The organism is Spirillospora sp. NPDC047418 (genome assembly GCF_040643275.1).
GTDB lineage: Bacteria > Actinomycetota > Actinomycetes > Streptosporangiales > Streptosporangiaceae > Spirillospora.
Map to the genome: position 1 here is coordinate 1 of NZ_JBEYTW010000126.1, position 24149 is coordinate 24149.

Annotated in this window: 20 protein-coding genes; 6 read left to right on the forward strand and 14 right to left on the reverse strand. The window is 73.0% G+C overall.

The window, feature by feature from the left end:
- Positions 1–129 precede the first annotated feature (129 nt).
- Positions 130–297 (reverse strand): hypothetical protein, encoded by a 168-nt coding sequence (locus tag ABZ806_RS41115; protein WP_500224196.1) that lies wholly within the window; start codon positions 295–297, stop codon positions 130–132.
- Positions 298–353: 56 nt separating this feature from the next.
- On the reverse strand, positions 354–1199 hold the full coding sequence (locus ABZ806_RS41120; RefSeq protein ID WP_500224201.1) for an SGNH/GDSL hydrolase family protein: 846 nt from the start codon (positions 1197–1199) through the stop codon (positions 354–356).
- Positions 1200–1295: 96 nt separating this feature from the next.
- On the opposite strand from ABZ806_RS41120, the gene ABZ806_RS41125 reads away from it, so the two are divergent.
- Positions 1296–2501, forward strand: coding sequence for a PucR family transcriptional regulator (locus ABZ806_RS41125; RefSeq protein ID WP_500224204.1), 1206 nt, complete (start codon positions 1296–1298; stop codon positions 2499–2501).
- Between the two features lie 20 nt (positions 2502–2521).
- Here ABZ806_RS41125 and ABZ806_RS41130 read toward each other — a convergent pair whose 3' ends face one another.
- The 4 genes from ABZ806_RS41130 to ABZ806_RS41145 form a co-directional block, all read right to left on the reverse strand.
- A complete protein-coding gene (locus ABZ806_RS41130; protein WP_500224208.1) occupies positions 2522–4249 on the reverse strand; it encodes a hydroxysqualene dehydroxylase in 1728 nt (575 codons plus the stop codon).
- 356 nt (positions 4250–4605) lie between these two features.
- Entirely contained in the window at positions 4606–4806 is a 201-nt protein-coding gene (locus tag ABZ806_RS41135; RefSeq protein ID WP_500224211.1) for a hypothetical protein, read from the reverse strand.
- Between the two features lie 80 nt (positions 4807–4886).
- A complete protein-coding gene (locus tag ABZ806_RS41140; protein ID WP_500224214.1) occupies positions 4887–5675 on the reverse strand; it encodes an acetate uptake transporter family protein in 789 nt (262 codons plus the stop codon).
- Between the two features lie 185 nt (positions 5676–5860).
- A complete protein-coding gene (locus ABZ806_RS41145) occupies positions 5861–6274 on the reverse strand; it encodes an STAS domain-containing protein (RefSeq protein WP_500224217.1) in 414 nt (137 codons plus the stop codon).
- Between the two features lie 103 nt (positions 6275–6377).
- On the opposite strand from ABZ806_RS41145, the gene ABZ806_RS41150 reads away from it, so the two are divergent.
- Positions 6378–6623 carry a DUF2630 family protein gene (locus ABZ806_RS41150; RefSeq protein WP_500224220.1) on the forward strand — a complete coding sequence of 82 codons (246 nt, stop codon included), beginning with the start codon at positions 6378–6380 and terminating at the stop codon, positions 6621–6623.
- A 13-nt stretch (positions 6624–6636) separates the two neighbouring features.
- On the opposite strand, the gene ABZ806_RS41155 is transcribed toward ABZ806_RS41150, so the two are convergent.
- From ABZ806_RS41155 to ABZ806_RS41175, 5 genes are all read right to left on the reverse strand, one after another.
- On the reverse strand, positions 6637–8280 hold the full coding sequence (locus ABZ806_RS41155; RefSeq protein WP_500224222.1) for an L-lactate permease: 1644 nt from the start codon (positions 8278–8280) through the stop codon (positions 6637–6639).
- A 140-nt stretch (positions 8281–8420) separates the two neighbouring features.
- On the reverse strand, positions 8421–10478 hold the full coding sequence (locus ABZ806_RS41160; protein ID WP_500224226.1) for a xanthine dehydrogenase family protein molybdopterin-binding subunit: 2058 nt from the start codon (positions 10476–10478) through the stop codon (positions 8421–8423).
- Positions 10475–11449, reverse strand: a complete 975-nt coding sequence (locus ABZ806_RS41165; RefSeq protein WP_500224229.1) for an FAD binding domain-containing protein — start codon at positions 11447–11449, stop codon at positions 10475–10477. The genes ABZ806_RS41160 and ABZ806_RS41165 overlap by 4 nt, the downstream gene beginning before the upstream one ends.
- A complete protein-coding gene (locus ABZ806_RS41170; protein WP_500224231.1) occupies positions 11446–12027 on the reverse strand; it encodes a 2Fe-2S iron-sulfur cluster-binding protein in 582 nt (193 codons plus the stop codon). The genes ABZ806_RS41165 and ABZ806_RS41170 overlap by 4 nt, the downstream gene beginning before the upstream one ends.
- Positions 12028–12059: 32 nt before the next feature.
- Entirely contained in the window at positions 12060–14372 is a 2313-nt protein-coding gene (locus ABZ806_RS41175) for an FHA domain-containing protein (RefSeq protein ID WP_500224233.1), read from the reverse strand.
- A gap of 65 nt (positions 14373–14437) precedes the next feature.
- Here ABZ806_RS41175 and ABZ806_RS41180 point away from each other — a divergent pair, with 65 nt between their 5' ends.
- Entirely contained in the window at positions 14438–15148 is a 711-nt protein-coding gene (locus ABZ806_RS41180) for an LmeA family phospholipid-binding protein (protein WP_500224234.1), read from the forward strand.
- Between the two features lie 93 nt (positions 15149–15241).
- On the opposite strand, the gene ABZ806_RS41185 is transcribed toward ABZ806_RS41180, so the two are convergent.
- Both ABZ806_RS41185 and ABZ806_RS41190 read right to left on the reverse strand, forming a co-directional pair.
- Entirely contained in the window at positions 15242–16114 is an 873-nt protein-coding gene (locus ABZ806_RS41185; RefSeq protein ID WP_500224235.1) for a Cgl0159 family (beta/alpha)8-fold protein, read from the reverse strand.
- A 36-nt stretch (positions 16115–16150) separates the two neighbouring features.
- A complete protein-coding gene (locus ABZ806_RS41190; RefSeq protein WP_500224238.1) occupies positions 16151–16522 on the reverse strand; it encodes a phage holin family protein in 372 nt (123 codons plus the stop codon).
- A gap of 124 nt (positions 16523–16646) precedes the next feature.
- Here ABZ806_RS41190 and ABZ806_RS41195 point away from each other — a divergent pair, with 124 nt between their 5' ends.
- Positions 16647–18809, forward strand: coding sequence for a terpene synthase family protein (locus ABZ806_RS41195; protein ID WP_500224240.1), 2163 nt, complete (start codon positions 16647–16649; stop codon positions 18807–18809).
- Positions 18810–18832: 23 nt separating this feature from the next.
- Here ABZ806_RS41195 and ABZ806_RS41200 read toward each other — a convergent pair whose 3' ends face one another.
- Positions 18833–22219, reverse strand: coding sequence for an nSTAND1 domain-containing NTPase (locus tag ABZ806_RS41200; protein ID WP_500224241.1), 3387 nt, complete (start codon positions 22217–22219; stop codon positions 18833–18835).
- Between the two features lie 326 nt (positions 22220–22545).
- On the opposite strand from ABZ806_RS41200, the gene ABZ806_RS41205 reads away from it, so the two are divergent.
- Together ABZ806_RS41205 and ABZ806_RS41210 are read left to right on the forward strand one after the other, a co-directional pair.
- Positions 22546–23127: an RNA polymerase sigma factor gene (locus ABZ806_RS41205; RefSeq protein WP_500224243.1), complete on the forward strand. Its 582-nt coding sequence runs from the start codon at positions 22546–22548 to the stop codon at positions 23125–23127.
- Positions 23124–24014 (forward strand): hypothetical protein, encoded by an 891-nt coding sequence (locus ABZ806_RS41210; protein WP_500224245.1) that lies wholly within the window; start codon positions 23124–23126, stop codon positions 24012–24014. Before ABZ806_RS41205 ends, ABZ806_RS41210 begins: the two co-directional genes overlap by 4 nt.
- Positions 24015–24149: the final 135 nt, after the last annotated feature.

A 24149-nucleotide genomic window follows, 5' to 3' on the forward strand; every position in this document is an offset into this window, starting at 1 on the left:
GGGCGGGGGGGGGGGGGGGGGGGGGGTGTCGGTTTTTGTGTGGGCCCCCCCGCCGGCGGCCCCTCCGGGGGGGGGGCTGGCACCGCCCGCCCGGCCGGCGGGCCGGCCCCCCCGGACGCTCGGGGAGGATCAGCCGCCTTCGCGGAGACCGGTCGTCTCGACCTTCTCCAGCCGCTTGATCTCCAGCTTGATCTTCTTGGCCTTCGGGGGCTGCTTCGGTGGCTCGACCTTCTGCACGGGACCTCCCGGAGAATCGCGCTGCCAGCGCGGCGTGTCGCGCGCTGTGACCTTGATCATAAATTCAAGATCAACGCTTGGGAAGATCAACACAGGAAGAACTTTGCGTTGCGGGGTCAGACACCGAGCGTGTTTCCGATGATGTCGGCGTAGGCGGCCTCACCGCGCGCGTTCGGGTGCAGCGGGGCGGCCGGGTTGAGCGGGACGTAGCCCTCCACCCAGCGCTTGGACGCCGACTGGCAGCCGTCGTGGCCGGCGGACGGCGTGACGAGGTCGATGTAGGTGGCGCCGTGCGCGGCGGACTGGTCGCGGATGACGCCGTTCATAGCGTTGACGGCGCCCTGCAGGAAGTTGGCGTCGGTGGGCAGCACGGGCTGGAAGGGCCAGCAGCCGTTCTTCTTGATGTAGAGGCCGTATCCGGTCACGACGATGTGCGCCTTCGGCGACCTGGCGCGGATACCGTCCAGGACGGCGCTCAGGCTCGCCCCGAGGGCGGTGGTCTTCTGCGCGACCTCGTCCTCGAACTCGCCCTTGCAGGGGGTGGCGGTGGGGTCGAGGTTGATGCAGTCCTCGGCGATGCCGACGAGCCCGACGTCGTTGCCGCCGATGGTGAGGGTGACGAGGGTGGTGGACGCGGTGAGGGCGTCGAACTGGGGCGCGACGGTGCCGGTGTCGACACCGGCGACGCTGGTGCTCTGCGACTCGGTCATGTGCTTGGTCCGGGCGCCGCTGCAGGTGACGTCGGTCAGGTCGGCGCCCAGCGCGTCGGCGAGTTCGTGGGCGTAGTTGTGGGTGGACCGACCGCAGCCGATCGGGCCGGTGATGTTCGGGATCAGCGGCCCGGAGGCCATCGAGTCGCCCAGCGCCACGTACTCCACCGTGGCCGCGTGGGCGGGGGTCGCGGCGAGGGCCGTTCCCGCGAGGACGAGCGCGCCGACCATGCCGTGCAACAGACGCTTCATGCCAACTCCCGGCGTCATGGACGATGTCGCCGTGATCGTCCAGAATTTGGACAGACCGTTCAATTGGCGTGAAAACAGACTCTTACGGGAGCCGTTGTGACGCGGGACAACACCGGTGGCATGCGGGCCCTGCGCATGGGCGGCCGGCCGATGGCGCCCCATCTGCGGGCCCGCGCCCCGCGGCTGACCGGGCGGGTCGTCGCGCGGCTGCTCGACGAGCTGCCCGTCTACGCGGAGCTGCCGCAGGAGGAGGTCGCCGGGGACATCGCCGGGATCGTCCAGCACAGCCTGCGGCAGTTCGCGGACGTGCTGGCGCGCCGCCGCCCCGCCGGGCCGGAGGAGTTCGGCGAGCAGCGCGAGTCGGCGGCGCTGCGGGCCGAGGAGGGGGTGCCGCTGGACGCGATCCTCACCGCGTACCAGATCGGCGCGGCGATGGCGTGGGACGAGCTGACCGCCGGCGCGGAGCCGGCCGACCTGCCCGCCCTCCAGGAGGCGCTCGGCTACTTCCTGGACTTCCAGCGGCTGCTGCTGTCGGCGGTCAGCGCCGCCTACCTGGAGGTGCGGCAGATCCTCGACAGCCAGGAGCACGGCGGGCGGCACGCGCTGATGACCGCGCTGCTGACCGGGGAGACCGCGGGGCACCGCCCGGCGCCCCGCTGGGCGGTGCTGACGATGGCGTTCGCCCCGCACCCCGACGAGGCGGGCACCGGCCAGCGCGCCCGGATCGCGACCCGGCGCAAGATCCGCCGGATCCGGTCCGCGCTGGACGAGGCCGCCGACGAGCCGGCCTTCACCACCCTGGACGCCGCCGGCGGGACGGCCCTGCTGCCGTTCTCCGCGGGCTGGGACGTCCTGCACGACCTCGTGGCGCGGGCGGCCAAGTGCGCCGACACCCCGGTCACGGCGGCGGCGGAGATCACCGGCCCCGCCGGGATCCCCGCCGCCGTCGGGCAGACCGCCGAGATCATGGACCTGGTCCGCCGGGCGGGCCGCCCGCCCGGCCTGTACCGGCTCGCCGACGTCCTGCTGGACTACCAGCTCAGCCGGCCGAGCGGCGCGCTCGCCGGGCTGGCCGCCCTGCTGGCGCCGCTCGACCCGAAGCCCGAGCTGCTGTACACGCTGGAGCGGTACCTGGCCTGCGACCTGGACCGGCGGGCGACGGGCGCGGCACTGCACGTCCACCCGAACACGGTGGCCTACCGCGTCCGCCGCATCAGCGCGCTGACCGGGCTCGATCCGGCCCGGCCGAGCCACCTCCAGCTACTGCACGCGGCGCTGATCGCCCGCCGCGCCCTGCCGTAGGGCCGCGCCCTGCCGTAGGGTCACCGCCCGGGCCAGCGCGTGTCGAGGATGTCGAACTGGTGCGGCAGCCGCAGCGCGTAGCGGAGCCTGTCGTTGGCCTTGAACGGGATCCACAGCGGCTGCTCGTACAGCTCGTGGACGTCGCACCGGTCGGCGTTGGAGTCGGCCGCGTCCAGCAGCGCGTTGACGGCCTTGCGGCCGCCCTGGTTGGCGCCCTCCATCGTGGTGACGTTGATCGGCGTCTTCACCCAGTCCCCCGCCAGGAACAGGTTCGGGATCTTGGTCTTGGACTCCGGGCGCAGCTTCCACGACCCGGGCTGCTGGATGAACAGCGGGGTGTCGTTGGTGACGCCGCCGCTCCCGGTCGGGATGATCGCCGGGTCGAGGAACCACGAGTGCAGGTCGGCGTCGGTGACCAGCGTCTCCCCGCTGTCGTTGAGGTGGGCCTTGATCTGCTTCCACGCCTCGGCGGCGATCTCGTCGGGCGTGCAGTCCTTCGCCTTCTTCTTGTTGAACGTGCCCGGCGTGAACCAGTCGGAGATGATCGACGAGAGGCAGTCCTTGACGGTCCCGTCGCCGTAGGTGGCGAAGTCGCGCTTCCAGAACTGCTCCTGGCTGATGGACGTGACCGCCCACGTCGAGTCGCCGTAGTTGACGTGGCCGGGCGCGAGCGGCAGCTCCTTCTTGAGGAAGAACTGCAGCCCGGTCATCCAGTCGGTGCGCAGGCCCCTGATGTTGGCCAGCGACGGGTCGGCCTTCAGGACGGCGTCGCTCAGCAGGGTCACGGTCCGCTCGCACGGCATCGCGACGACGAACCAGTCGGCGGAGATCGGGGACTTGCCCTTGACGCCCGCGGACGTGATCCTCCCGTTGGAGACGGACAGGGAGTTGACCTCGTAGCCCACGTTGAACTTGACGCCGAGGTCGCTCAGGTGCGCGATCCACGGGTCGAGCCACATCTCGGACGAGGACCCGTTCAGGACCCGGTCCACCGAGCTGCCGGGCTCGTTGCCGAGCCCGAGGATGCTCCACACGGTGGCCTCTCCGACCATCGCGATGGAGTGGGTGCTCGCGTCCTTGGACTTGGTGGCGGCGAGGTTGCGGATCGTCCCGTCGGCGATGAACTTGTTGTACTCGTCGGAGTACCAGTCGGCGCGGATGTAGTCGGCCCAGGTGATGTTGTCCCACTGCCCGAGCTTGCGCTCGTCGCAGCTGGTCACGTACACGAGCAGCTTCTGCGCGGCGAACGCGGCCTCGGTCAGCGACAGCTTGGCGACCGTCTGGAGCCCGGAGGTGATCGTGGCGAGGAAGCTGGTCGTGTCGTAGATCGACGAGTGCGGCGGGAGCGGGAACGGGAACGGGATGGTGAGGTCGGGGCGTCCCTGCCGCGACATCATGTACGCGTCGGCGCGGACGAGGTTGTCCCATGCCCCCTTGGCGTTGCCGGGGAACGGCGTGCGCCGCATGTTGTCGGTGAGGTTGAAGTAGAAGCCGGGGAAGAAGCGGAACCCGTGCTCGCCCGGCAGGTCGAGCCGGCCGCCCGTCCCGGTGCCCGCCGGGAAGATGCTGCGCGCCTTGCCGCCGAGGGCGGTGCGCTCGTAGACCTCGACCTCGAACCCGCGCTCGATCAGCTCGTGCGCGGCGGTGAGGCCGGCGACGCCGGCGCCGAGGACGGCGACCCGCCCTCCGCTCGCGGCCCGCGCGGGGACCGACCCCATGGCCATCGATCCCGCGGTGACCGCGCCCACCACTCCTGCGTCTCGAAGGAACTTCCTGCGTGTACTCACGGCGACCCTCCCGGTGCCAGGCCCCCGACCCAATAAGTGGTGAGTTACTTGTAACACGCTATTAGCGCCCTGCCAATAAGCCGGGATGCGCCGACTCCGGTCACCGTGGTAAGGGCCCGACCGAAAGGGTGGGAGGCGCCGGGCGCCGCGGAAGGGCGCGCCGGGGGTCGAGACAGGGGGCGAGCCAGCGCCAGGTTCGGGACATGGGTGGACACCGGACGCGCACGTCCGGTGTCGTCCGCGCTCGGCGCGGGAGGGGTCCGGCGGGCGGCCGGGGTCCGGCGGGCGGCCGGGGTCAGCCGGCGGTAGCGCCGGGGTCAGCCGGCGGTCGCGCCGGGGTGCTCGGTGCGCAGGTGGTACTGGAGCGAGGCCAGCTCAAGATGCGGCTGGTGGCAGCTCACACAGGCCCAGATCCCGCTCGGAATGGTGACGCCGTGCTTCGCGGCGTCGTCGCGCGCGCAGAGCGCGGTGTAGGACTGGGCGAGGCGCCGCCACGTCCGCCGGACCGCCGATGACATTCCCGTTCCCCCTCCGGGCCGACTCTCTATCGCTCGGCCCAGGATAAGGCAACGGGAATGTCAAGGCGAAACGCCGAAGATCACTGTCCGATCTTCACGCCCGGCTCGCCGTGCCGGTACTCGAGCGGGCGGATGCCCCGGCCGCCGGGGACGTTGCCGGCCACGCGGTACTTGCCGGTGGGCAGGATCGTGCGTCCGAAGGTGTTCTCCATCATCATGGCCGCCGCCGCGTACAGCGCGATGACCGCGGCCGCGACGAACAGCCAGCCGCCGACGTCCAGGCTCCAGTTCGACGGAGCCCAGAAGCCCGCCGCGGTGAAGCCGGCGCCCACGGCGAGGCACGCCAGCAGGATCGCCAGGACCATGTTCTCGCCCAGCGCCGCGAGCGCGCAGATACCGGTGATCACCGCGAGGGCGATGAACCAGAACGCGAAGCCCTGTCTGACGGTGCCGAGCGTCGGTGCCAGTGCGGCCGGTGCCGCGCCTACGCTGACCAGCATGAACAGCAGCCCCCAGGCGAGCCAGAAGGCGCCCCACATGCCGTGCACCGCGGTGGCGAGGCCGTCGCGGGCCCGGTAGGCCCACATCCCGGCCAGGAACTGCGCGAGACCGCCGAAGAACAGCACGAACGGCCACAGGATGAGCGGGGTCGCGGCGTTCCCGTACCAGCCGGCCTGCCAGGCGCCGACCATCATGGTCGCGCCGGCGAATCCGAACAGCCCGAGGATGGACGGTGCCGCGATGGGCTGCAGGAAGACCCGGGTGCGGTCCTCCCAGAGCGCGTGCTCGCCGGGCTCATTGGCGCCCCGGCGGGGAGCCGCCGCCGCGCCCTGAGCGGGGGTCGCGGCCGCAGCGCCCTCGCCGGACATCGGCGATTCTCGATGCTCTCTTCGCCTTGCCATGAGATCCCCCTCTGGAATCGGAGAGCTGTAAATGCCTCCTAACCGTGGTTTGGGGGGTCAAACGGACATGCGGCGGATCCTCACGGGACCGTCCGTATTCTCCTCGATCGTTTACCGTGCCGGGGTGCGGCCGTGGTGGTCCGATGACCCGGTTACACGCGCGGACGGCAGTGGATCTCCAGGCCCGGCGAGGTGTGCCAGCCGATCAGCCGGAACAGCCGGTCGATGTGCGGCGACACCGTGTGCAGGACGAGCAGCCGGCCGTGCTCGTGCATCTCGCGCGCCCCGAGGGTGAAGGCGCGCAGGCCGGCGACGTCCATGAAGTCGAGGCCGGTGAGGTCGACGTGGACGTCGGCGGGCATGCGGGCCTGCGCGGCGTGCAGCGCCGCCGCGACGGCGGGGGCGTTGGAGACGTCGATCTCGCCGCGCATCCGCAGCCAGGGCGAGGACGACGCCGCGGCGACGTGCAGCAGCGGCGAGTCGTGCTCGACGACGTCGTAGCGGGGCGCCACGCGCTCCCCCGCCCCGGAGGCGCCCTCACCTCCGGTGATCCGCCAGATCGTCATACCGTCCGCACCTCGTCCTCGGCCGGGGCGCGCTACCTGCGCGGCCCCGTATATGCCAGGCTCTCACCTGACGGCATCTTATGAACCTCAGCGGACGGATTTCATGGACGAGAAGGCGATTCTGGACCGTATCAACGAGTTCATCGAGGAGGAGCACTCGCTCCGCGAGGCGCACGAGCGCGCCGAGACGAGCGACGCGCAGGCGCAGGACCGGCTGCGCCGCCTGGAGGTGGCGCTCGACCAGTGCTGGGACCTGCTGCGCCAGCGCCGGGCCCGGCGGGCGGCGGGACAGAACCCGGAGGACGCCGAGGTCCGCCCCGCCGGTGAGGTGGAGGGCTACCTGCAGTAGGGGGCGCCGCGCCTCACGGGACCATCCAGCCGAGGATTCCGGTGGACTGGAGGCCCGAGAGCACGCACATCCCCGCGAGGAACAGCAGGCTCCACAGGACGACGCGGCGGAAGATGTCCCCCTCGCGGCCGTCCAGGCCGACCGCGGCGGCCGCGATGGCGAGGTTCTGCGGGGACACCATCTTGCCGAGCACGCCGCCCGAGCTGTTGGTCGCGGCCATCAGCACGGTGTCGAGGTCGGCCTTGTTCGCGGCGGTGACCTGCAGGGCGCCGAACAGCGAGTTGGACGAGGTGTCCGACCCGGTGACGGCGGTACCGAGCCAGCCGAGGATCGGGGACAGCACCGCGAACGCGGCGCCCGCCCCGGCCATCCAGGTGCCGAGCGTGACCGTCTGCCCGGACGCGTTCATCACGAACGCCAGGGCGAGCACGGCCATGACGGTGATGATCGCCCACTTGAGCTGGGCCAGGGTCGTCCAGTAGGCGCGCAGGGCCTTGCCGAGGCCGACGCCGAGCACCGCCATGGTGATCAGACCGGCGACGAGCATCTGCGTGCCGGGGGTGGTGAGGTAGTTGAAGTTGAAGTTCGGGAGGGTCAGCGGCTTGCCGGACGGGTCGGTGAGGTCGAGCCCCGGCCAGGAGAACGTCCGCGTGGCCCTGTCCAGCTGATCCTTGACCGCGTCGATCTGGCAGACGACGAAGACCGCGATGATGATCGCGTAGGGGGCGTAGGCGCGGGCCACCTCGGCGCGCGGGTCGCGCTCCCCGCCGGACCCGGCGCGGGCGGCGAACTCGGGGGTCGGCTCGTCGGCGGCACCGCCGGCGACCGGCGCGGGCCGCACGGACGGCCGCGGGCGCAGCCGCACGACGAGCACGACAGCGGCGGCCGAGACGAGCGAGGCGACGACGTCGGCGAGCGGCACCGAGATGAAGTTCGCGGTGACGTACTGCGCGACGCCGAACGCGGCGCCGCAGAACAGGGCGGTGGGCCAGGTCTCGCGCAGGCCGCGCCTCCCGTCCACGATGGCGACGAGGACGAGCGGGACGAACAGCGCGAGGATCGGGGTCTGCCGCCCGACCATGGCGCCGAGCGTGTCGCTGGACTCGCCGGTGACCTTGCCGAGGGTGAGGATCGGCGTCGCCATCGCGCCGAACGCGACCGGGGCGGTGTTGGCGGTGAGCGCCAGGACGGCGGCCTTCAGCGGCTGGAAGCCGAGCGCGATGAGCATGACGGACGTGACCGCGACGGGCGTGCCGAAGCCGGCGAGGGCCTCCAGCAGCGCGCCGAACGAGAACGCGATCAGCACCGCCTGGAGGCGGTGGTCGTCGCTGACCGACGCGAACGAGCGGCGGAGCACGTCGAAGTGGCCGGTCGTGACGGTGATGTTGTAGACCCAGAGGGCGTTGATGACGATCCACAGGATCGGGTAGAAGCCGAACGCGGCGCCCTCGGTGCCGGCCAGGAACGCCTGGCCGGCGGGCATGCCGTACGTCCAGATCGCGACGGCCAGGGAGACGGCCAGCGCGATCAGGGAGGCCAGCCACGCGCGCATCCGGACGCCGCCGAGCAGGACGAACAGGACGGCGAGCGGCAGCGCGGCGACGAGCGAACTCCAGCCGAGCGAGTCGGCGACGGGATCGAGGACCTGCTGGTACACGGCGATCACCTCGCGGGTTGGGAGCGCCCCCGAGCACGTGATCGATACCCACCGGCGTGACGTACATCACCTTGATAGTGAACTTTTCAATCGGTCATCTCCACCTCCACAGGAGTCGCCTCTCTCACGGGCGCCTGCCGTCACAGGTGCGGGAGCAGCTTCGCCGGGGTGATCGGCAGGTCGCGGGTCCGCACCCCGCACGCGTGCGCGACGGCGTTGCCGACGGCCGCGGCGGCGCCGACGATGCCGATCTCGCCGATGCCCTTGGAGCCCATCGGGTTGAGGTGCGGGTCGGACTCCTCCACCCACACCGCCTCGATGTCGCGGACGTCGGCGCAGGACGGGACGTGGTACTGGGCGAGGTCCCGGTTGAGGTAGTCGCCGAACTCCCCGTCCATGACGCTCTCCTCCATCAGCGCCATGCCGATGCCCATCGTCATCCCGCCGATGAACTGGGAGCGGGCCGTGACCGGGTTGATGATCCGCCCGACGGCGAACACCCCGAGCATGCGGGGCACGCGGACCTCGCCGGTGTCCATGTCGACCTCGACCTCGACGAAGTGCGCGCCGAAACCGTGCCGGGCGTACTCCTCCTCGGCCTTGAGTTCGCTGGTGGTGTCGGCCGACGCCTCGATCCCCTCCGGCGGGACGGCCCCGTTGAGCCTGCCCCGCAAGGACTCGCAGGCCCGCACGACGGCGGTGCCCCAGCTGGCCGTCCCGCTGGAGCCGCCCGCGACGGACGCGGTCGGGAAGGAGCTGTCGCCGACCTCCATCCGCACCAGGTCGAGGTCGGCCTTGAGCGTCTCGGCGGCGATCAGCGCGAGCGCGGTGCGCGCCCCGGTGCCGATGTCGGACGCGGCGATCCGGACCGTGAACGTCCCGTCGGACTCCGCCCGCGCCGTCGCCCGCCCGGGGTTGCGGCGGGCCGGGTAGGTGGCGGCGGCGACGCCCGTCCCGAGCAGCTTGCGGCCGACCCGCCGGGCCCGGGGCGCCGGGTCGCGGCCCGCCCAGCCGAACCGGTCGGCGCCCTCCTCCAGGCACGCGACGAGGTTGCGGGAGCTGAACGGCAGCCCGCTCTCCGGCTCCCGGTCCGGATCGTTGCGGATGCGCAGCTCGACGGGGTCGACCCCGGCGGCGACGGCCAGCTCGTCCATGGCCGATTCGAGCGCGTACATGCCGGGCGTCTCGCCGGGCGCCCGCATCCAGGACGGCGTCGGGACGTCCAGCCGGGTGACCCGGTGCGTCGTGCGCCGGTGCGGGGCCCGGTACATGACCCGGGTGGGCGCGGCGGCCTGCTCGGCGAACTCCTCGACCGTGGAGGTCTGCTCGACCACGTCGTGCATGATCGCGTCGAGCCGCCCGTCGGGGGCGGCGCCGAGCCGCATCCGCTGGATGGTGGGCGTGCGGTAGCCGGTCGTCGCGAACATCTGCTGGCGCGGCACCGCGAACTTCACCGGGCGGCCCACCTCCCGCGCGGCCATCGCCGCCAGGACGGAATTGGGGCGCGGCGTGCCCTTCGACCCGAATCCGCCGCCGACGTGCGTCGACACGACCCGCACCTGGTCCTTGTCCAGCCCGAAGATCTGCGCGAGCGTCCGCTGGTGGCTGGACGGGCCCTGGGTCGACTCGTAGAGCGTGAGGGTGCCGTCCTCGTTCCACTGGGCGGTGGTGGTGTGCGGTTCCATCGGGTTGTTGTGCTCGGCCGGGGTCGTGTAGGTGACGTCCACCCGCACGGCCGAGTCGGCGAACGCCCCGTCGGGGTCGCCCAGCTCGGTGTCGGTGGCGATCCCCGCGTTGACCTGCTCGGGCTTGTAGAGGCCGGGATGGTTCGTGTAGAGCAGGACGTCCGGCTCCTCGGCGGCGTACTCGACGCGCACGAGCCGCGCCGCCTCCCGCGCCGTCTCCAGGGTCTCGGCGACCACGGCCGCGACGAACTGGCCGCGGTAGGAGACCGTCCGGGACTGGAAGACGGCCAGTTCCCCGTGCGACGGTTCCGCGAGCCGGGGCGCGTTCTCGCACGACAGGACGGCCAGCACCCCCGGGAACCGGCGCGCGGACTCGGTGTCCACGGACACGACCTCGCCGCGTCCCGCGTGGGCCTGGACGGCCGACAGGTACGCGGGGTCCTGCACCGGGTACTCGAAGGCGTACCGCGCCCGCCCGGTGACCTTGTCGCGGCTCTCCAGCCGGTACGTCATGACCTCTCCCCCAGTTCGGTCAGCGCCTGCACGATCAGGTTCCGCGCGAGCGGCACCTTGTAGCCGTTGTGGCCCAGCGGCTCGGCCGCCGCGAGCTCGGCGTCGGCGGCGCGGGCGAACGCCTCCCCGGTGAGGGCGGCGCCGCGCAGCACGTCCTCGGCGTTCCTGGCCCGCCACGGCTTGTGCGCGACCCCGCCGAGCGCCAGCCGGACGTCCTGGATGGTGCCGCCGCGCACCTCCAGGGCCGCCGCCACCGAGACGAGCGCGAACGCGAACGACGCCCGCTCCCGCACCTTGCGGTACACCGCCGGCACGCGCAGCGGCGGCACCACGACCCCGGTGATCAGGTCGCCGGGGTCGAGCGTCGTGTCGCGCTCCGGCTCGTTGCCGGGCAGGCGGTAGAAGCCGTCGAGCGGGACCGTCCGCTCCCCGTCCCGGGCGAGCACCCGGACCGAGGCGTCCAGCGCCATCAGCGCCACCGCCATGTCGGACGGGTGGGTCGCGACGCACGCCGCCGAATGCCCCATGATCGCCAGGTTCTGGTTCTCGCCGTCGCGGGCCGGGCAGCCGGTCCCCGGCTCCCGCTTGTTGCAGGGCTTGGAGGCGTCCTGGAAGTAGGGGCAGCGGGTGCGCTGCAGCAGGTTGCCGCCGACCGTCGCGAGGTTGCGGAGCTGGCCGGACGCCCCCGACAGCACGGCCTTCGCCAGCATCGGGAACTCCTCGCGGACCGTCCGGTCGGCGGCGAGGCCGCTGTTGGTGACGGCGGCGCCGATGAGCAGCGTCCCGTCCGGGTCCCGTTCGATGCGGTCGTAGGGCAGGCGGGTCACGTCGACGAGCTTGGACGGCTCCTCGACGCCGAGGCGCATCAGGTCGACGAGGTTGGTCCCGCCGCCGAGGTAGTAGGCGCCGCTGTCGTGCTCGGCCATCGCGTCCTCGGCCGTGGTCGCGCGCGCGTACGCGAAGGGCCTCATGCGCGGGCCCCTTCCCGGATCTGCCGCGCCGCGCCGAGCGGGTCGGCCGCCGCCCGGTTCGGCTCGCCGGCCGCCTCGCGCAGCGCCGCGACGATGCCGACGTAGGCGCCGCAGCGGCACAGGTTGCCGCTCATCCGCTCGCGGATCTCGGTGTCGTCCAGCGGCGGCGCGGAGGCCAGGTCGCCGGTGACGGCGCTCGGCCAGCCGCGGGCCGCCTCGTCCAGGACGGCGGTAGCCGAGCAGAGCTGACCGGGCGTGCAGTAGCCGCACTGGAAGGCGTCGTTCTCGATGAAGGCCCGCTGGACGGCGCTGAGCTCCCCGTCCTGCGCCAGTCCCTCGACCGTGACGATGTCGGCGCCGTCGTGGGCGACGGCCAGCGCGAGGCACCCGTTCGCGCGGCGCCCGTCGAGCAGGATGGTGCAGGCACCGCATTGGCCGTGGTCGCAGCCCTTCTTCGACCCGGTCAGGCCGAGGTCCTCCCGCAGGACGTCCAGCAGGGACGCGCGGGTGTCGACGGTGAGCCTGTGCTCTCTGCCGTTCACGTTCAGGGTGATGTCGGCGTGGATAGGCATGTCCATGCCGCGCCCCTACCCCGAGGGGCGGGGGTGAGTCAGCGGCGGCGGGGACGCAGCCGGTAAAGCCGGTACCAGGCGGCGGCGACGAAGACGGCGAGCAGCACGGCCGCGATGCCGAGGTCGAACGCCCAGGTCGCGGCGACCGGTTTCCACAGCGGGTCCGGGTCGCCGGCCGGCGGGGAGATCCGCCCGAGGTCGATGGTCGCCGCCGCCGCGCCCATCCCCCAGCGGGACGGCGACAGCCACGCCAGCTGCTCCAGCCCCGGTTTGCCGTTCAGCCGCACCAGCGCGCCGGACAGCACCAGCTGCGCCATCGACAGGACGATCAGCAGCGGCAGCGTCTTCTCCGACGTGCCGACCAGCGCCGACACCAGCAGCCCCAGCGCCATCGACGCGACTCCGAGCAGGGCCATGGCCAGCATCAGCTCGGGCAGGACGGCGGTGAACGTGCCGTGCGGCGGCAGCCGCACCCCGACGGTGCCGATCAGCACGAGGACGACCGCCTGCAGTGCCGTGATCACGCCCAGGACCAGCAGCTTCGACATCAGGTAGACGCCCGCCGACAGGCCCGCGGCCCGCTCCCGGGTGTAGATCGTCCGCTCCTTGACCAGCTCGCGGACGGCGTTGCCCGTCCCGGCGAAGCACGCGGCGAACGCCATCACCATCAGCTTGGACGCCGCGTCCGGGTTGGTGCCGGGCGCCCCGGTGAACCCCTTCGCGGCGGGGATCGCGGCGGTCAGCCCGCCGAGGATCAGCGGCATCACGCCGAGCAGCACCAGGTAGCTGCGGTCGGACGCGATCACCGCGAGGTAGCGGCGGCACAGCGTGCGGAGCTGCGCGAACCGCGACTGCCGCGGGGGCGGCGGCTCGGGCGCGGCCGCGGCGGACGGGCGGGCCGCGCCGTCCCCCGCGCCCGCGACGTAGCGCGCGTGCCGGGGCGAGGCGCGGAACTCCGCCGTCCAGTCGCGGCCGGGTTCGCGGTCGAACGCCTGGAACACCTCCGCCCAGGTCTTCTTCCCGAAGTGGGCTAGGCCCTCGTCCGGCGGGCCGTAGTAGGCGAGCCGGCCGCCGGGGACGAGGACGAGCAGCCGGTCGCAGATGTCCAGGTTCGCGACGCTGTGCGTGACGACGATGACCGTCCGGCCGTCGTGGGCCAGCTCGCCGAGCATCTCCATGACCGTCTTGTCGAGGCCCGGATCGAGGCCGGACGTCGGCTCGTCCAGGAACAGCAGCGACGGCTTCGTCAGCAGCTCCAGCGCGACGCTGACGCGCTTGCGCTGCCCGCCCGACAGCCGGTCGATGCGGGTGCGGGCGTGCGGGGTGAGGCCCAGCTCGTCCAGTACCTCGTCGACCCGCTCCTCGCGCTCGCTTCCGCGCGTGTCGCCGGGGAAGCGCAGTTCGGCCGCGAACAGCAGCGCCTGCCGCGTCGCGAGCCGCGTGTGCAGGATGTCCTCCTGCGGGACGAGCCCGATCCGGTGCCGCAGCTCGTCGTAGTCGGCGTACAGGTCGCGGCCGTCGTAGCGGACCGTCCCCTCGGTCGCCGGGCGCGTCCCGGTGACGGCGCCGAGCAGCGTCGACTTGCCGGCGCCGGACGGCCCGATCACGCCGACCAGGGACCGCTCCGGAATCGGGAAGCCGACCCCGTCCAGGATCGTCTTGCCCTCCGGCGTCCGGACGGTGAGGCCCGCCACCGAGACCGACACGTCGCCGGTGTCGACGAACTCCCGCAGCTCGTCCCCGACCAGCCGGAACGTCGCGTGCCCGATGCCGACGAGGTCGTTGTCGGCGACCTCGGCGGCGCCGACGCGGTCGCCGTTGACGTAGGTCCCGTTGTGGCTGCCGAGGTCGACGATCTGGTACCGGCCGGGGACGAGCGGGCGCAGTTCGGCGTGGTGCCGCGACACGGCCAGGTCGGGCACGACGACGTCGTTGTCGTCGGCGCGCCCGATGCGCAGCGTGCGCGGCGCGACCCGGAAGATCTGGCTGGGCCGCCGCTCGGCCGGGACGGCGGCGTGCGGCAGCGGGTCGGCGTCCGAGCAGGCCAGCTCCTCGCCGCTCGCCGCGTGGCCGAGCCGGAACGTCAGCTCGCCCCGGATCGGCGCGCTCGTCACGCGGCGGCCGCCGAGGAACGTGCCGTTGCTGCTGCCCGCGTCCTCGATCCGCCAGCCGTCCGGGCCGGCGCGCAGCACGGCGTGGAACCACGACACGCGCGGGTCGGTGAGGACGATGTGCGACGCGGGGTCGCGGCCGATCCGGTACTCGATCCCGGCCCGCAGCCGGTGCACGCCGCCGCGCGTCCGGACCAGCAGCGGCGCCGCGCGCGATTCCGCGTCGGGAACGGCCGTCATGGACCGGAGTGTAATTCGCCGCGCCGATATTGACAGGACCCCATTCCGGGAATTGAGTGAATGCCATGGCGAAGCCGTCCGGCGAGGCGACCGTCACCCGCGCCGACCGGCTGCCCCGGCGGCCCGCGCGGCGCCGGCCCGTCGCCCTCCTGGCCCTCGTGGTACTGCTGTTCCTGCTGGTCGCCGTGGTTGACCGGGCCGGCGCCGCGGTCGCCCAGCACGAACTGGCGGCGGAGATCCGTAAACAGGGATTCCCGTCCGAGCCGGAAGTGGCCATCACCGGAATCCCGTTCTTGACACAGGTGCTCTCCCGTGATTTCCGCGATGTGCGACTGAAAGCGGACAACATTATCGAGGGGCCCGTGCGCATCACGAGTCTCAAAGTGCGCGCCCGGAATGTCCGGGTCGATTCGGGCTTCCAGCGCGGCGTCCTCGGGTCGGTCGACGGGACGGCGTTCATCGCGTTCGGCGACCTCGCCAAGGCGGGCGGCGATCCCGACCTAGAGCTGACGGCGGGCGCGGGCAACCGCATCGAGGCGAAGATCGACCTAGGCATCACCGACGCGACCGCCACAGCGAGCGTCACCAAGGAGGGCGACGCGATCCGCGTCCGCGCACTGTCGGTCGAGGGCCTCCCCCTGGACGACCTGGACGGCGCCCTAGACTTCACCGTCCCGGTAAAGGGGCTACCCCTGGGCCTGACGTTCCGCAGCCTAACGGTGTCGTCCAACGGGCTGTCACTGCAAGTAACCGGCCACAACGTCCCCTTCGGCTAGCCGCCCCCCCGGCCCACCCCTTCGTTGATCTGCGGCGTGTTGTTGTTATGGGGCGGCTCATAACAACAACACGCCGCAGGTCAACGTTTTGGGCTAGAGGAGGGCCGCGGCGGCGTCCACGGCGGACTGGACGTCGCCGTCCGGGGGGCAGAGGAGCGAGCGGCCGGCCACCAGGCCCTTCACGCCGGGGTGGCGCAGCGCGCGGCGCCAGCCGTCCAGTACCGCGTCCAGGCCGCCTGCCTCGCTCGCGAAGTCGCCGCCGAGCAGCAGCGCGGGGAGCGTGGTCGCCGCCAGCACCCGCTCCATCCCCGGCACGACCGGGAGCTTCAGCCACGTGTACGCCGACGTGGCGCCGAGCCCGGACGCGACCGACACCGCGCGGATCATCGCCTCCGGCGTCAGCAGGTTCCGGACGCGGCCCTCGATCCGGTGCGCGACGAACGGCTCCACCACCGCCATCAGCCCGTGCCGGGCGAGGCCCGACACGGCGTGCCCGCAGGCTTCGAGGGTGCGGGCCGTCGCCGGGTCGGTGTCGTCGATGCGCAGCAGCATCTTGCCGCCGTCCAGCCGCGCCGCCGCGATCGCGTCCGCGTCGTAGGCGGTGAACCGGTCGTCGATCTCGAAGGACGTCCCGGCGAGGCCGCCCCGGTTCATCGACCCGATCGCGATCCGGTCGTCCAGGACGCCGAGGAGCAGCAGGTCCTCGATGACGTCGGGGGTGCCGAGCACGCCGTCCACGCCGGGGCGGCCGAGCGCGGTGCGGAGCCGGTCGAGCAGGTCGGCGCGGCCGGCCATCGCGACCGGGTCGCCGCCCGCGCCGAGCGCGCCGCGCGCGGGATGGTCCGCCGCGATGATCATCAGCCGGCGGTCCGCGTCCGGCCGGGACCGGCGGACGCGGGCCGCCGCGGCCGCGGCGATCGCGCCGGGCCGCGCCGCCCGGACGCCGGTCAGGTCGCTGATGCGCACTCCGCCGAGTCTGCTGAGGCCGCTACCCGCTGTCAATCACTCGCCGTCGGAGAGTATCTCCACGACCTGCCGGGCCGTCTCGGTCGGCAGCGGCGGCGGCAGCCCCCTCCACTTGCGGGACGCGGCCAGCGCCGCGGCGCCCGCCCCGCCGCCGTACACCGCCGCGGCGACGAACGACGCCAGCTCGGGCGGCAGCTTGCGCTCCAGCAGCAGCACGTTCATCCGGTACGTCGCGGCCGTCGCGAGGACCCCGAAGGCCCCGGCGACGGCGCCCAGCCGCAGCGCCGGGACGCGCTGCCGCGCCTTGTCCACCATCTCCTGCTGCGCGGCGTCGACCACCCGCCGGGCGAGCATCAGGTTCTGCTCCAGCGGGCCGTCGACCTCCGCGGGTTCGCTCGACTCCGTCATGACCTCCGGCTTACCCGCAGGAGGGCGAAGGAACCGGGAGAGCAAAGTGTCACCGTCGGTCACATCGCGATTGCGCTAAGTTTCCGACCGGACCACGCCCCGGAGCCGACAGAGAGGCCGGTCGATGCAACCGTTCGAGCTGCCCGACTTCTACGTCCCGTATCCCGCCCGGCTGAACCCGCACCTGGAGGGCGCGCGGAAGCACACGATGGAGTGGGCCCGCGAGATGAAGATGCTGGACGACGACCGGGACCCCGGCACCCCCGACATCTGGGACGAGCCGGCGCTCGAGGCGATGGACTACGCGCTGCTGTGCGCCTATACCCATCCCGACTGCGACGGCCCCGAACTCGACCTCATCACCGACTGGTACGTCTGGGTGTTCTACTTCGACGACCACTTCCTCGAAGTGTTCAAGAAGACCCAGGACCAGGACGGCGCCCGCACCTACCTCGACCGGCTGCCGCTGTTCATGTCGCTCGAACCGCCCGAGGCGACGAACGCCGTCGAGCGCGGCCTGGCCGACCTGTGGGCGCGGACCGTCCCGGCCAAGTCGGACGCCTGGCGCGAGCGCTTCTCGGTGAGCACCGTGAACCTGCTGCGCGAGTCGCTGTGGGAGCTGTCCAACATCAGCACCGGGCGCGTCCCGAACCCGGTCGAGTACATCGAGATGCGGCGCAAGGTCGGCGGCGCGCCCTGGTCGGCCGACCTCGCCGAGCACGCCGCCGGGGTCGAGATCCCCGAACGCGTCGTCGGGACGCGGCCGCTGCGCGTCCTGAAGGACACCTTCGCCGACGGCGTCCACCTGCGCAACGACATCTTCTCCTACCAGCGCGAGACCGAGTCCGAGGGCGAGGTCAACAACTGCGTCCTGGTGATGGAGCGGTTCCTGGGCGTCGCGCCGCAGACCGCCGCCGACACGGTGAACGACCTGCTCACCTCGCGGCTCCGGCAGTTCGAGAACACCACGCTCACCGAGCTGCCGCACATCGTCGCCGACCACGCGCTCGACCCGGCCGAGCAGGCGAGCCTCGCCGCCTACGTCAAGGCCCTCCAGGACTGGCAGTCCGGCGGCCACGAGTGGCACATGCGCTCCAGCCGCTACATGAACAAGAAGTCGCTCGGGATGTCGGCCGCGCGCATCCCGGCGCTGCTGAAGTCGGCGCGGATCAGCCTGCCGCACGTCCCGTTCCAGAAGGTCGGCCCGACGCCGCTGCCCGAGTTCGACATCCCGTACCGGCCGCGCGTCAACCCGCACCGCGAGTCCGCCGGCCGCAACGTCGTCGTCTGGGCGCGGGAGATGGGCATGTTCTCGCCGCATCCGCGGCTGCCGGTCTCGGTGTGGTCGGCCGAGCGGCTCAGCGGGATGGCGCTGGAGATCTGCGCGGCGTCCCTGAACCCCGGCGCGAGCGCCGAGGGGCTCGACCTCGCGACGCAGTGGCTGGCGTTCGGCACCTACGGCGACGACTTCTTCCCCGCCATCTACAACCGCGACCGCGACATGGCCGGGGCGAAGCTGTTCAACGCCCGGGTCGCGGGGTTCATGCCGCTGGACTGCGGCTCCACGCCCCCGCCGGAGAACGCCTTCGAGGCGTCCCTCGCCGACCTGTGGCCGCGCACCGCCCTGCCCATGGACGACCGGGGCCGCCGCGAGTTCCGCGCCGCCGTCGAGCACATGGTGGAGAGCTGGGTCTGGGAGCTGAACAACCACCTCCAGTCGCGCATCCCCGACCCGGTCGACTACGTCGAGATGCGGCGGCACACGTTCGGCTCCGAGATGACGATGGCGCTGGGCCGGATCGACCACTCCCACGAGATCCCGCCGGAGGTGTTCCAGACCCGCACGCTCCGCGAGATCGACGTGTCGGTGATGGACGTCGCCTGCCTGCTGAACGACTGCTTCTCCTACCAGAAGGAGATCGAGTACGAGGGCGAGCTGAACAACGGCGTCCTCGCGATCGAGAACTTCTTCGGCTGCGGGCGCGACGAGGCGCTGGCGATCGTCAACGACCTCATCACGTCCCGCCGCCGCCAGTTCGAGCACCTGGTCGCCGGCGAGCTCCCGGCGCTGGCCGACGACCTCGGCCTGGACGACACCGCCCGCGCGTCCCTGGACGCCTACGTCGGCGAACTCCGCGACTGGTTGGCCGGCATCCTCAAGTGGCACCACGAGTCCGACCGCTACGACGAGCGCCCGCCGACCCTGCCCAAGCCCAGGGGCCTCGGCACGTCCGCGTTCTACCTGTTCAGCCGCGGCGGCGGCGCGCAGAGCCCGGTCGCGCCCTGATCTCCCCCGCCCCGCACCCGGGATCAGGAAGCGGGGGCCTCCTGGTCCTCGGGGGCGGGGCGGGGGGCCGGGATCATCAGGGTGTGGCGCTCGTCGGGGGTCAGGCGGCGGAAGACGCGGGTGCGGGCGCGTTCGACGAGGGCGGCGCCGTCGGTGACGGCCTCCCAGGTGCGAACGGTGCGGTCGCCGGAGGCGGTGGCGATGCGGGTGCCGTCGGGCGACCAGCTCACATCCCAGATGAGGTCGTCGTGGACGGCCGCGACGCACAGTTCCCGGCCGGTCGGCGCGTCCCACAGGCGGACGGTGCGGTCACCGGACGCGGTCGCGAGGACGCGGCCGTCCGGCGACCACGCGAGCGACCAGAGCCAGCCGTCGTGCCCGGACAGGACGGACACCTCCGTCCCCTCCTCGGCGTTCCACACCCGCACCGCGCGGTCGCCGGAGAGGGCCGCGATGTGCGCGCCGTCCGGCGACCAGGCCACGGCCCGCACGGCGCCCTGCGGCACGGTCAGCGCCGTGACCCGCAGGCCCGTCCGCGGCTCCCAGATCAGGACCGCCCCGTCCTGCGACCCGGAGGCGATCCGCTCGCCGTCGGGCGACCAGGAGACGGCGCGCACGGTGTCCTCGTGGCCCCGCAGGACGACCGGCGCGGAGCCGTCGCGGTCCTGGAGCCGAATCGTGCGGTCGTCGGACGCGCTGGCCAGCCGGGTACCGTCCGGCGACCACGCCACCGCCCGCACCCAGTCGCCGTGCTCGGCGAGGACGCTCTCCTGCGCGCCGTCCGCCGTCCAGACGCGCACGGTGCGGTCGCGGGAGGCCGTCGCCAGGCGGGTGCCGTCGGGCGACCAGGCCACGTCCCAGATCTCGTCGGTGTGCCCGCGCAGGACGCGCGCGCCGCCTGCGGCCCAGATCCGGGCGGTGCCGTCGTGGGAGGCGGAGGCGATCCCGCCCGCCGACCAGTCGACCGCCGACACCGCGCGCTCGTGCCCGCGCAGCACCGCGACCTCGGCGGCGCGGTCGGCGTCCCAGAACCGGACGGTCCGGTCGTTGGACCCGCTGGCGACGCGGGCGCCGTCCGGCGACCAGGCCACCGCGCGCAGCGCCTCACCGTGCCCGCGGAAGACCGCCAGTTCGGTGCCCTCCGCGGCTGACCACAGCCGGATCGTCCGGTCATGGGACGCGGTGGCGAGGCGGGCGCCGTCCGGCGACCAGGCCACGGCCCACACGATGTCGCCGTGCCCGGTCAGCACCGGCCCGGGGCTGCCGGTCGCCACGTCCCACACGCGCGCCGTCCGGTCGTAGGATCCGCTGGCCAGCCGGGAGCCGTCCGGCGACCAGGCGACCGTGCGGACGGTGTCGTCGTGGCCTTCCAGCACGGCGACCGTCCGGCCCGCCGCCGCGTCCCAGATCCGGAGGGTGTGGTCGTCGGACGCGCTGGCCAGGCGGGTGCCGTCGGGCGACCAGGCCACGTCGCGGACCCATCCCCCGTGGCCGCTCAGCGTGGCCTCGACCGGCCCGGACGCGGCGTCCCAGATCTTCACGTCGCCGTCGCGGGACGCGGAGGCGAGGCGGTGGCCGTCCGGTGACCAGGTCACGCCCCACACCATGTCGCGGTGGCCGCGCAGGAGGCCGATCCGGGCGCGGGCGGCGGCGTCCCACACGCGGACGGTGCCGTCGTCGGACGCCGACGCGAGCCGCAGGCCGTCCGGCGACCAGGCGATCGACACGACCGGGGCCTCGTGCCCGCGCAGCACCGCGACCTCGCCGCCGGCCGCGTCCCAGATGCGGACCGTCCGGTCCGAGGACGCGGTCGCGACCAGCGCGCCGTCCGGGGACCAGGCCACCGACCAGATCCGGTCGTCGTGGCCGCGCAGGACGCCCCGCAACCGCGACACCGCGAGCGCCGACGACAGCGCCCGGCGGGCCAGCGGCGTCGGCGCGCACTCCTCGTGCGCGGCGAGGGCGAGCAGCAGGCCGTGCTCGGGGTCGGTCCGGAAGACGGTGAGCGCCTGCCGGGCGATGGAGTCGGCGAGCCGCCGCATCGCGACGCCGTCGGAGCGGTGCGAGATCTCGACGAACTCGGTGACCAGCGGTTCGGCGGCGGCGAGGCCGTCGGCCTCGGCGAGCCACTTGCGGGCGGCGGCGAGCCGCTCGCCGCGCAGCAGGTACGCCTCCTGGCGGCCGTAGCGGTCCCATTCGGCGGCCCACTGCGCCAGGTCGGCGAGGCGGCGGAGCGTCTCGGCGTGCAGCGCGATCGTCTGCCGCAGCGGCGCCCAGGCGGAGAACAGCGCCTCGTGCGAGACGTCGAACACGGCCTGGTCGCCGTCCTCGCCGCTGGTGCACAGCCGCTCCCGGACGAACGCGTCCACGACGCGGCGGCCCGCGTCGTCCAGCTCGCTCGCGGGGACCCGGCGCCGCGTCGGCCGCCCCTCGGTGAACCTGACGAACTTCAGCAGCGTCTCCAGGACGGGCGGCGCCGGGTCGAGGGCCTCCAGTTCCCGTAGTACACGGTCGGCGCGGCGGGTGAGCGCGCCGGCGACGCCGCCGGTCCGGCGGTAGTCCTCGGCGGTGGCGACGCCGTCGCGCCCGACGCGCAGGTACAGCTCGTGGAGGAGGTAGGCGAGCAGCGGCAGCGCCGTGCCGTCCCCGGTGTCGTCGGCCATCTGCGCGACGAGCTCCGGCGGCTCGAACGTGATGCCCGCCCGGCGCGCCGGCTCCCGGATCACCGTCCGCAGCGCCGCGCGGTCGAGCGCGGTGACCGTGAACGGGTGCCGGAACAGCCCGGCGGACGCACCGCTGAGGAACGCGGTGAGGAACTCGGCGCGGAACACGAACAGGACCCACAGCTTGGGGTCGGCGTCCAGCGCGTCCTGGAGCATGCCGAGGAAGGCGTCGCGGTCGTCGTCCGAGGTGAGCGTCAGCAGTTCCTCGGCCTGGTCGACGACGATCAGCACCGACCGGTTCCGCCGCCCGCGCCGGAGCGCGTCGACGTGCCGCCCCAGCTCGGCGGGATCACCGCGCAGCCGCGCCGCGACCTCGTCGGCGTCTGCGTTCCCGAAGGCGTCGGCGAGGCTGCCGAACGGGTCGTCCTCGGGGGTCAGCGGCGGCAGCACCACCCAGCGCCGCTGCTGGTGGAGGCGGGGCAGCAGCCCGGCGTACAGCAGCGACGACTTCCCGACCCCGGACGGCCCGGTCACCGCGATCGACCGCGGCTCGCCGCCCGGCCGCAGCCGCTCGATCAGCTCCTGGATCTCGGCGTCGCGCCCGAAGAAGACGCCGTCGTCCTCCTCGGCGAAGGCGTCCAGGCCCGGGTACGGCGACCGGTCGGCCGCGGACGCCCACACCGGCCGGGCCAAGTTCCGCCGCTCCTGCCCCTTCTCCCACGCGAGGACGAGGGGGATCAGCAGCATGCACAGGATGATGACGGGAAGCGCCCATTTCTGAACGACATGCGTTGTTTGTGGGGAAACCTGCAATGCCAGCCCGAGCAATGCCACCAGCAGGATCATCAGATACCCGGGAAACACTGGGCCCTGCCGACGACGCATGCACCATCCTCCGAACTCCCGCGAACCGCGTCCATGCTACGGGCGGCCAGTGACGCCGCCCATGGCCGCGTGGGCGGCACCTCCATTCCCACCCTGGACAGCCGGACGAAATGCTTCCCCCTTTCCGGACATGTGGAGTGTGTTAGCCCAGTTCACCGCGCCAACGGCGCGCGAGGAGAGGAGAAGGCTTGCCGTCCACCTTGGAGGACCCCCATCCGCCCGGCGACCGGCGGCGGCGCTTCGAGGAGGTCTACGCGGCCCACCGCGCCCCGATCCTCGGCTACGCGCTGCGCCGGACCACCGACCCGCAGGACGCCGCCGACGTCCTCGCCGAGACGTTCCTGACGGCGTGGCGGCGGCTCGACGACGTCCCGCCGGGTGAGCAGGCGCGGCTGTGGCTGTACGGGGTGGCACGCCGGGTCCTCGCCAACCACCACCGCGGCGAGCGCCGCCGCTCCGCGCTGGCCGCCGACCTCGGCTCCCTGCTCCGGGACGCGCCGGCCGTCCGGGAGGCCGGCGACATGGCGCACGTCGCCGCCGCGTTCCGGAGCCTGCCGGACCGCGACCGGGAACTGCTGGCCCTCGTCGGCTGGGAGGGCCTGGACCACGGCGAGATCGCGACCGTCCTCGGCTGCTCCCGCAACGCCGTGCGGATCCGCCTGCACCGCGCCCGCCGCCGCTTCGCCCGCGCCCTGGACGCCGCGGACGCGCCCGCCCCGCCCGCCACCGCACCCGCCACCGCGCGCATCCCGAATGGAGAACACGTATGAACCGCGACATCGACCCCCAGATCGCCCGCCTCGCCACCGTCACCGACGCCCAGGCAGCGCGACTGCTACCGGACGACGCCGCCGCCGACCTGGCCGACCGCATCACCACTGCCGCCCCCGGCCCGGCCCTCGCGGCCCCCCGGAAGCGGCGCACCCCGCTGCTGACCGTCGGCCTCCCCCTCGCCACGGCGGGCCTGGCCTGCGCCGCCGTCGCGGTGGCCGTCCTCCCCTCGGACGGCGGACCGGCGCGCCCACCGTCCGCCACCTCCACCCAGCCGAGCCCGAACGTCTCCCTCGTGGCGGCCCTGTCGTTCACGCGCAAGGGCGACCACATCGACGTGAAGGTCCGCGACCCGCTCGCCGACCCGAAACGGTACCGGGCGGAGTTCGCCCAGCACGGCCTCAAGGTCAAGCTGTCCTTCGTGCCTGGGTCGCCGTCCATCGTCGGCACCGTGGTCATGATGGACACGAGCGGCGACACGAAGCCCCGCGACGTCACGACCATCACCGCCAAGGGCGAGTGCGAGACCGGCGGCGGAGGCGACGTCTGCCCGGTCGGCGTCCGCATCCGCACCGACTACAAGGGCACCGCCGAGATCGTGTTCGCCCGCGCGGCCCGTCCGGGCGAGCAGTACTCCAGCAGCGCCCCGGTCACCGCACCGGGCGAGGCGATGCACGGCATGACCTACCGGGGCCACCGCGTGGGCGAGGTACTAGCCGCCCTGAAGAAGCGCCACATCACAGTGCCCGAGTACCGCTACGAGGCCGGCAACGAGAGCAAGGCCCTGCCCCCGGCCCAGGTCCCGGCCACCTGGTACGTCCACGACGCAGTGCCGTGGGCGAAGAACCAGGTCCTCCTCTTCGTAGGCAGCACCCCCACGGAGTAACCCGCGCCCGGCCCCGGCCCAGGCCGGGGCCGGTCCACCAAGAGTCACCGGCTGCGTTGACCTGCGGCGTGTTGTTGTTATGAGCGCCTTGAAAACAACAACACGCCGCAGATCAACGAGGCGGCGGGCGTCCAC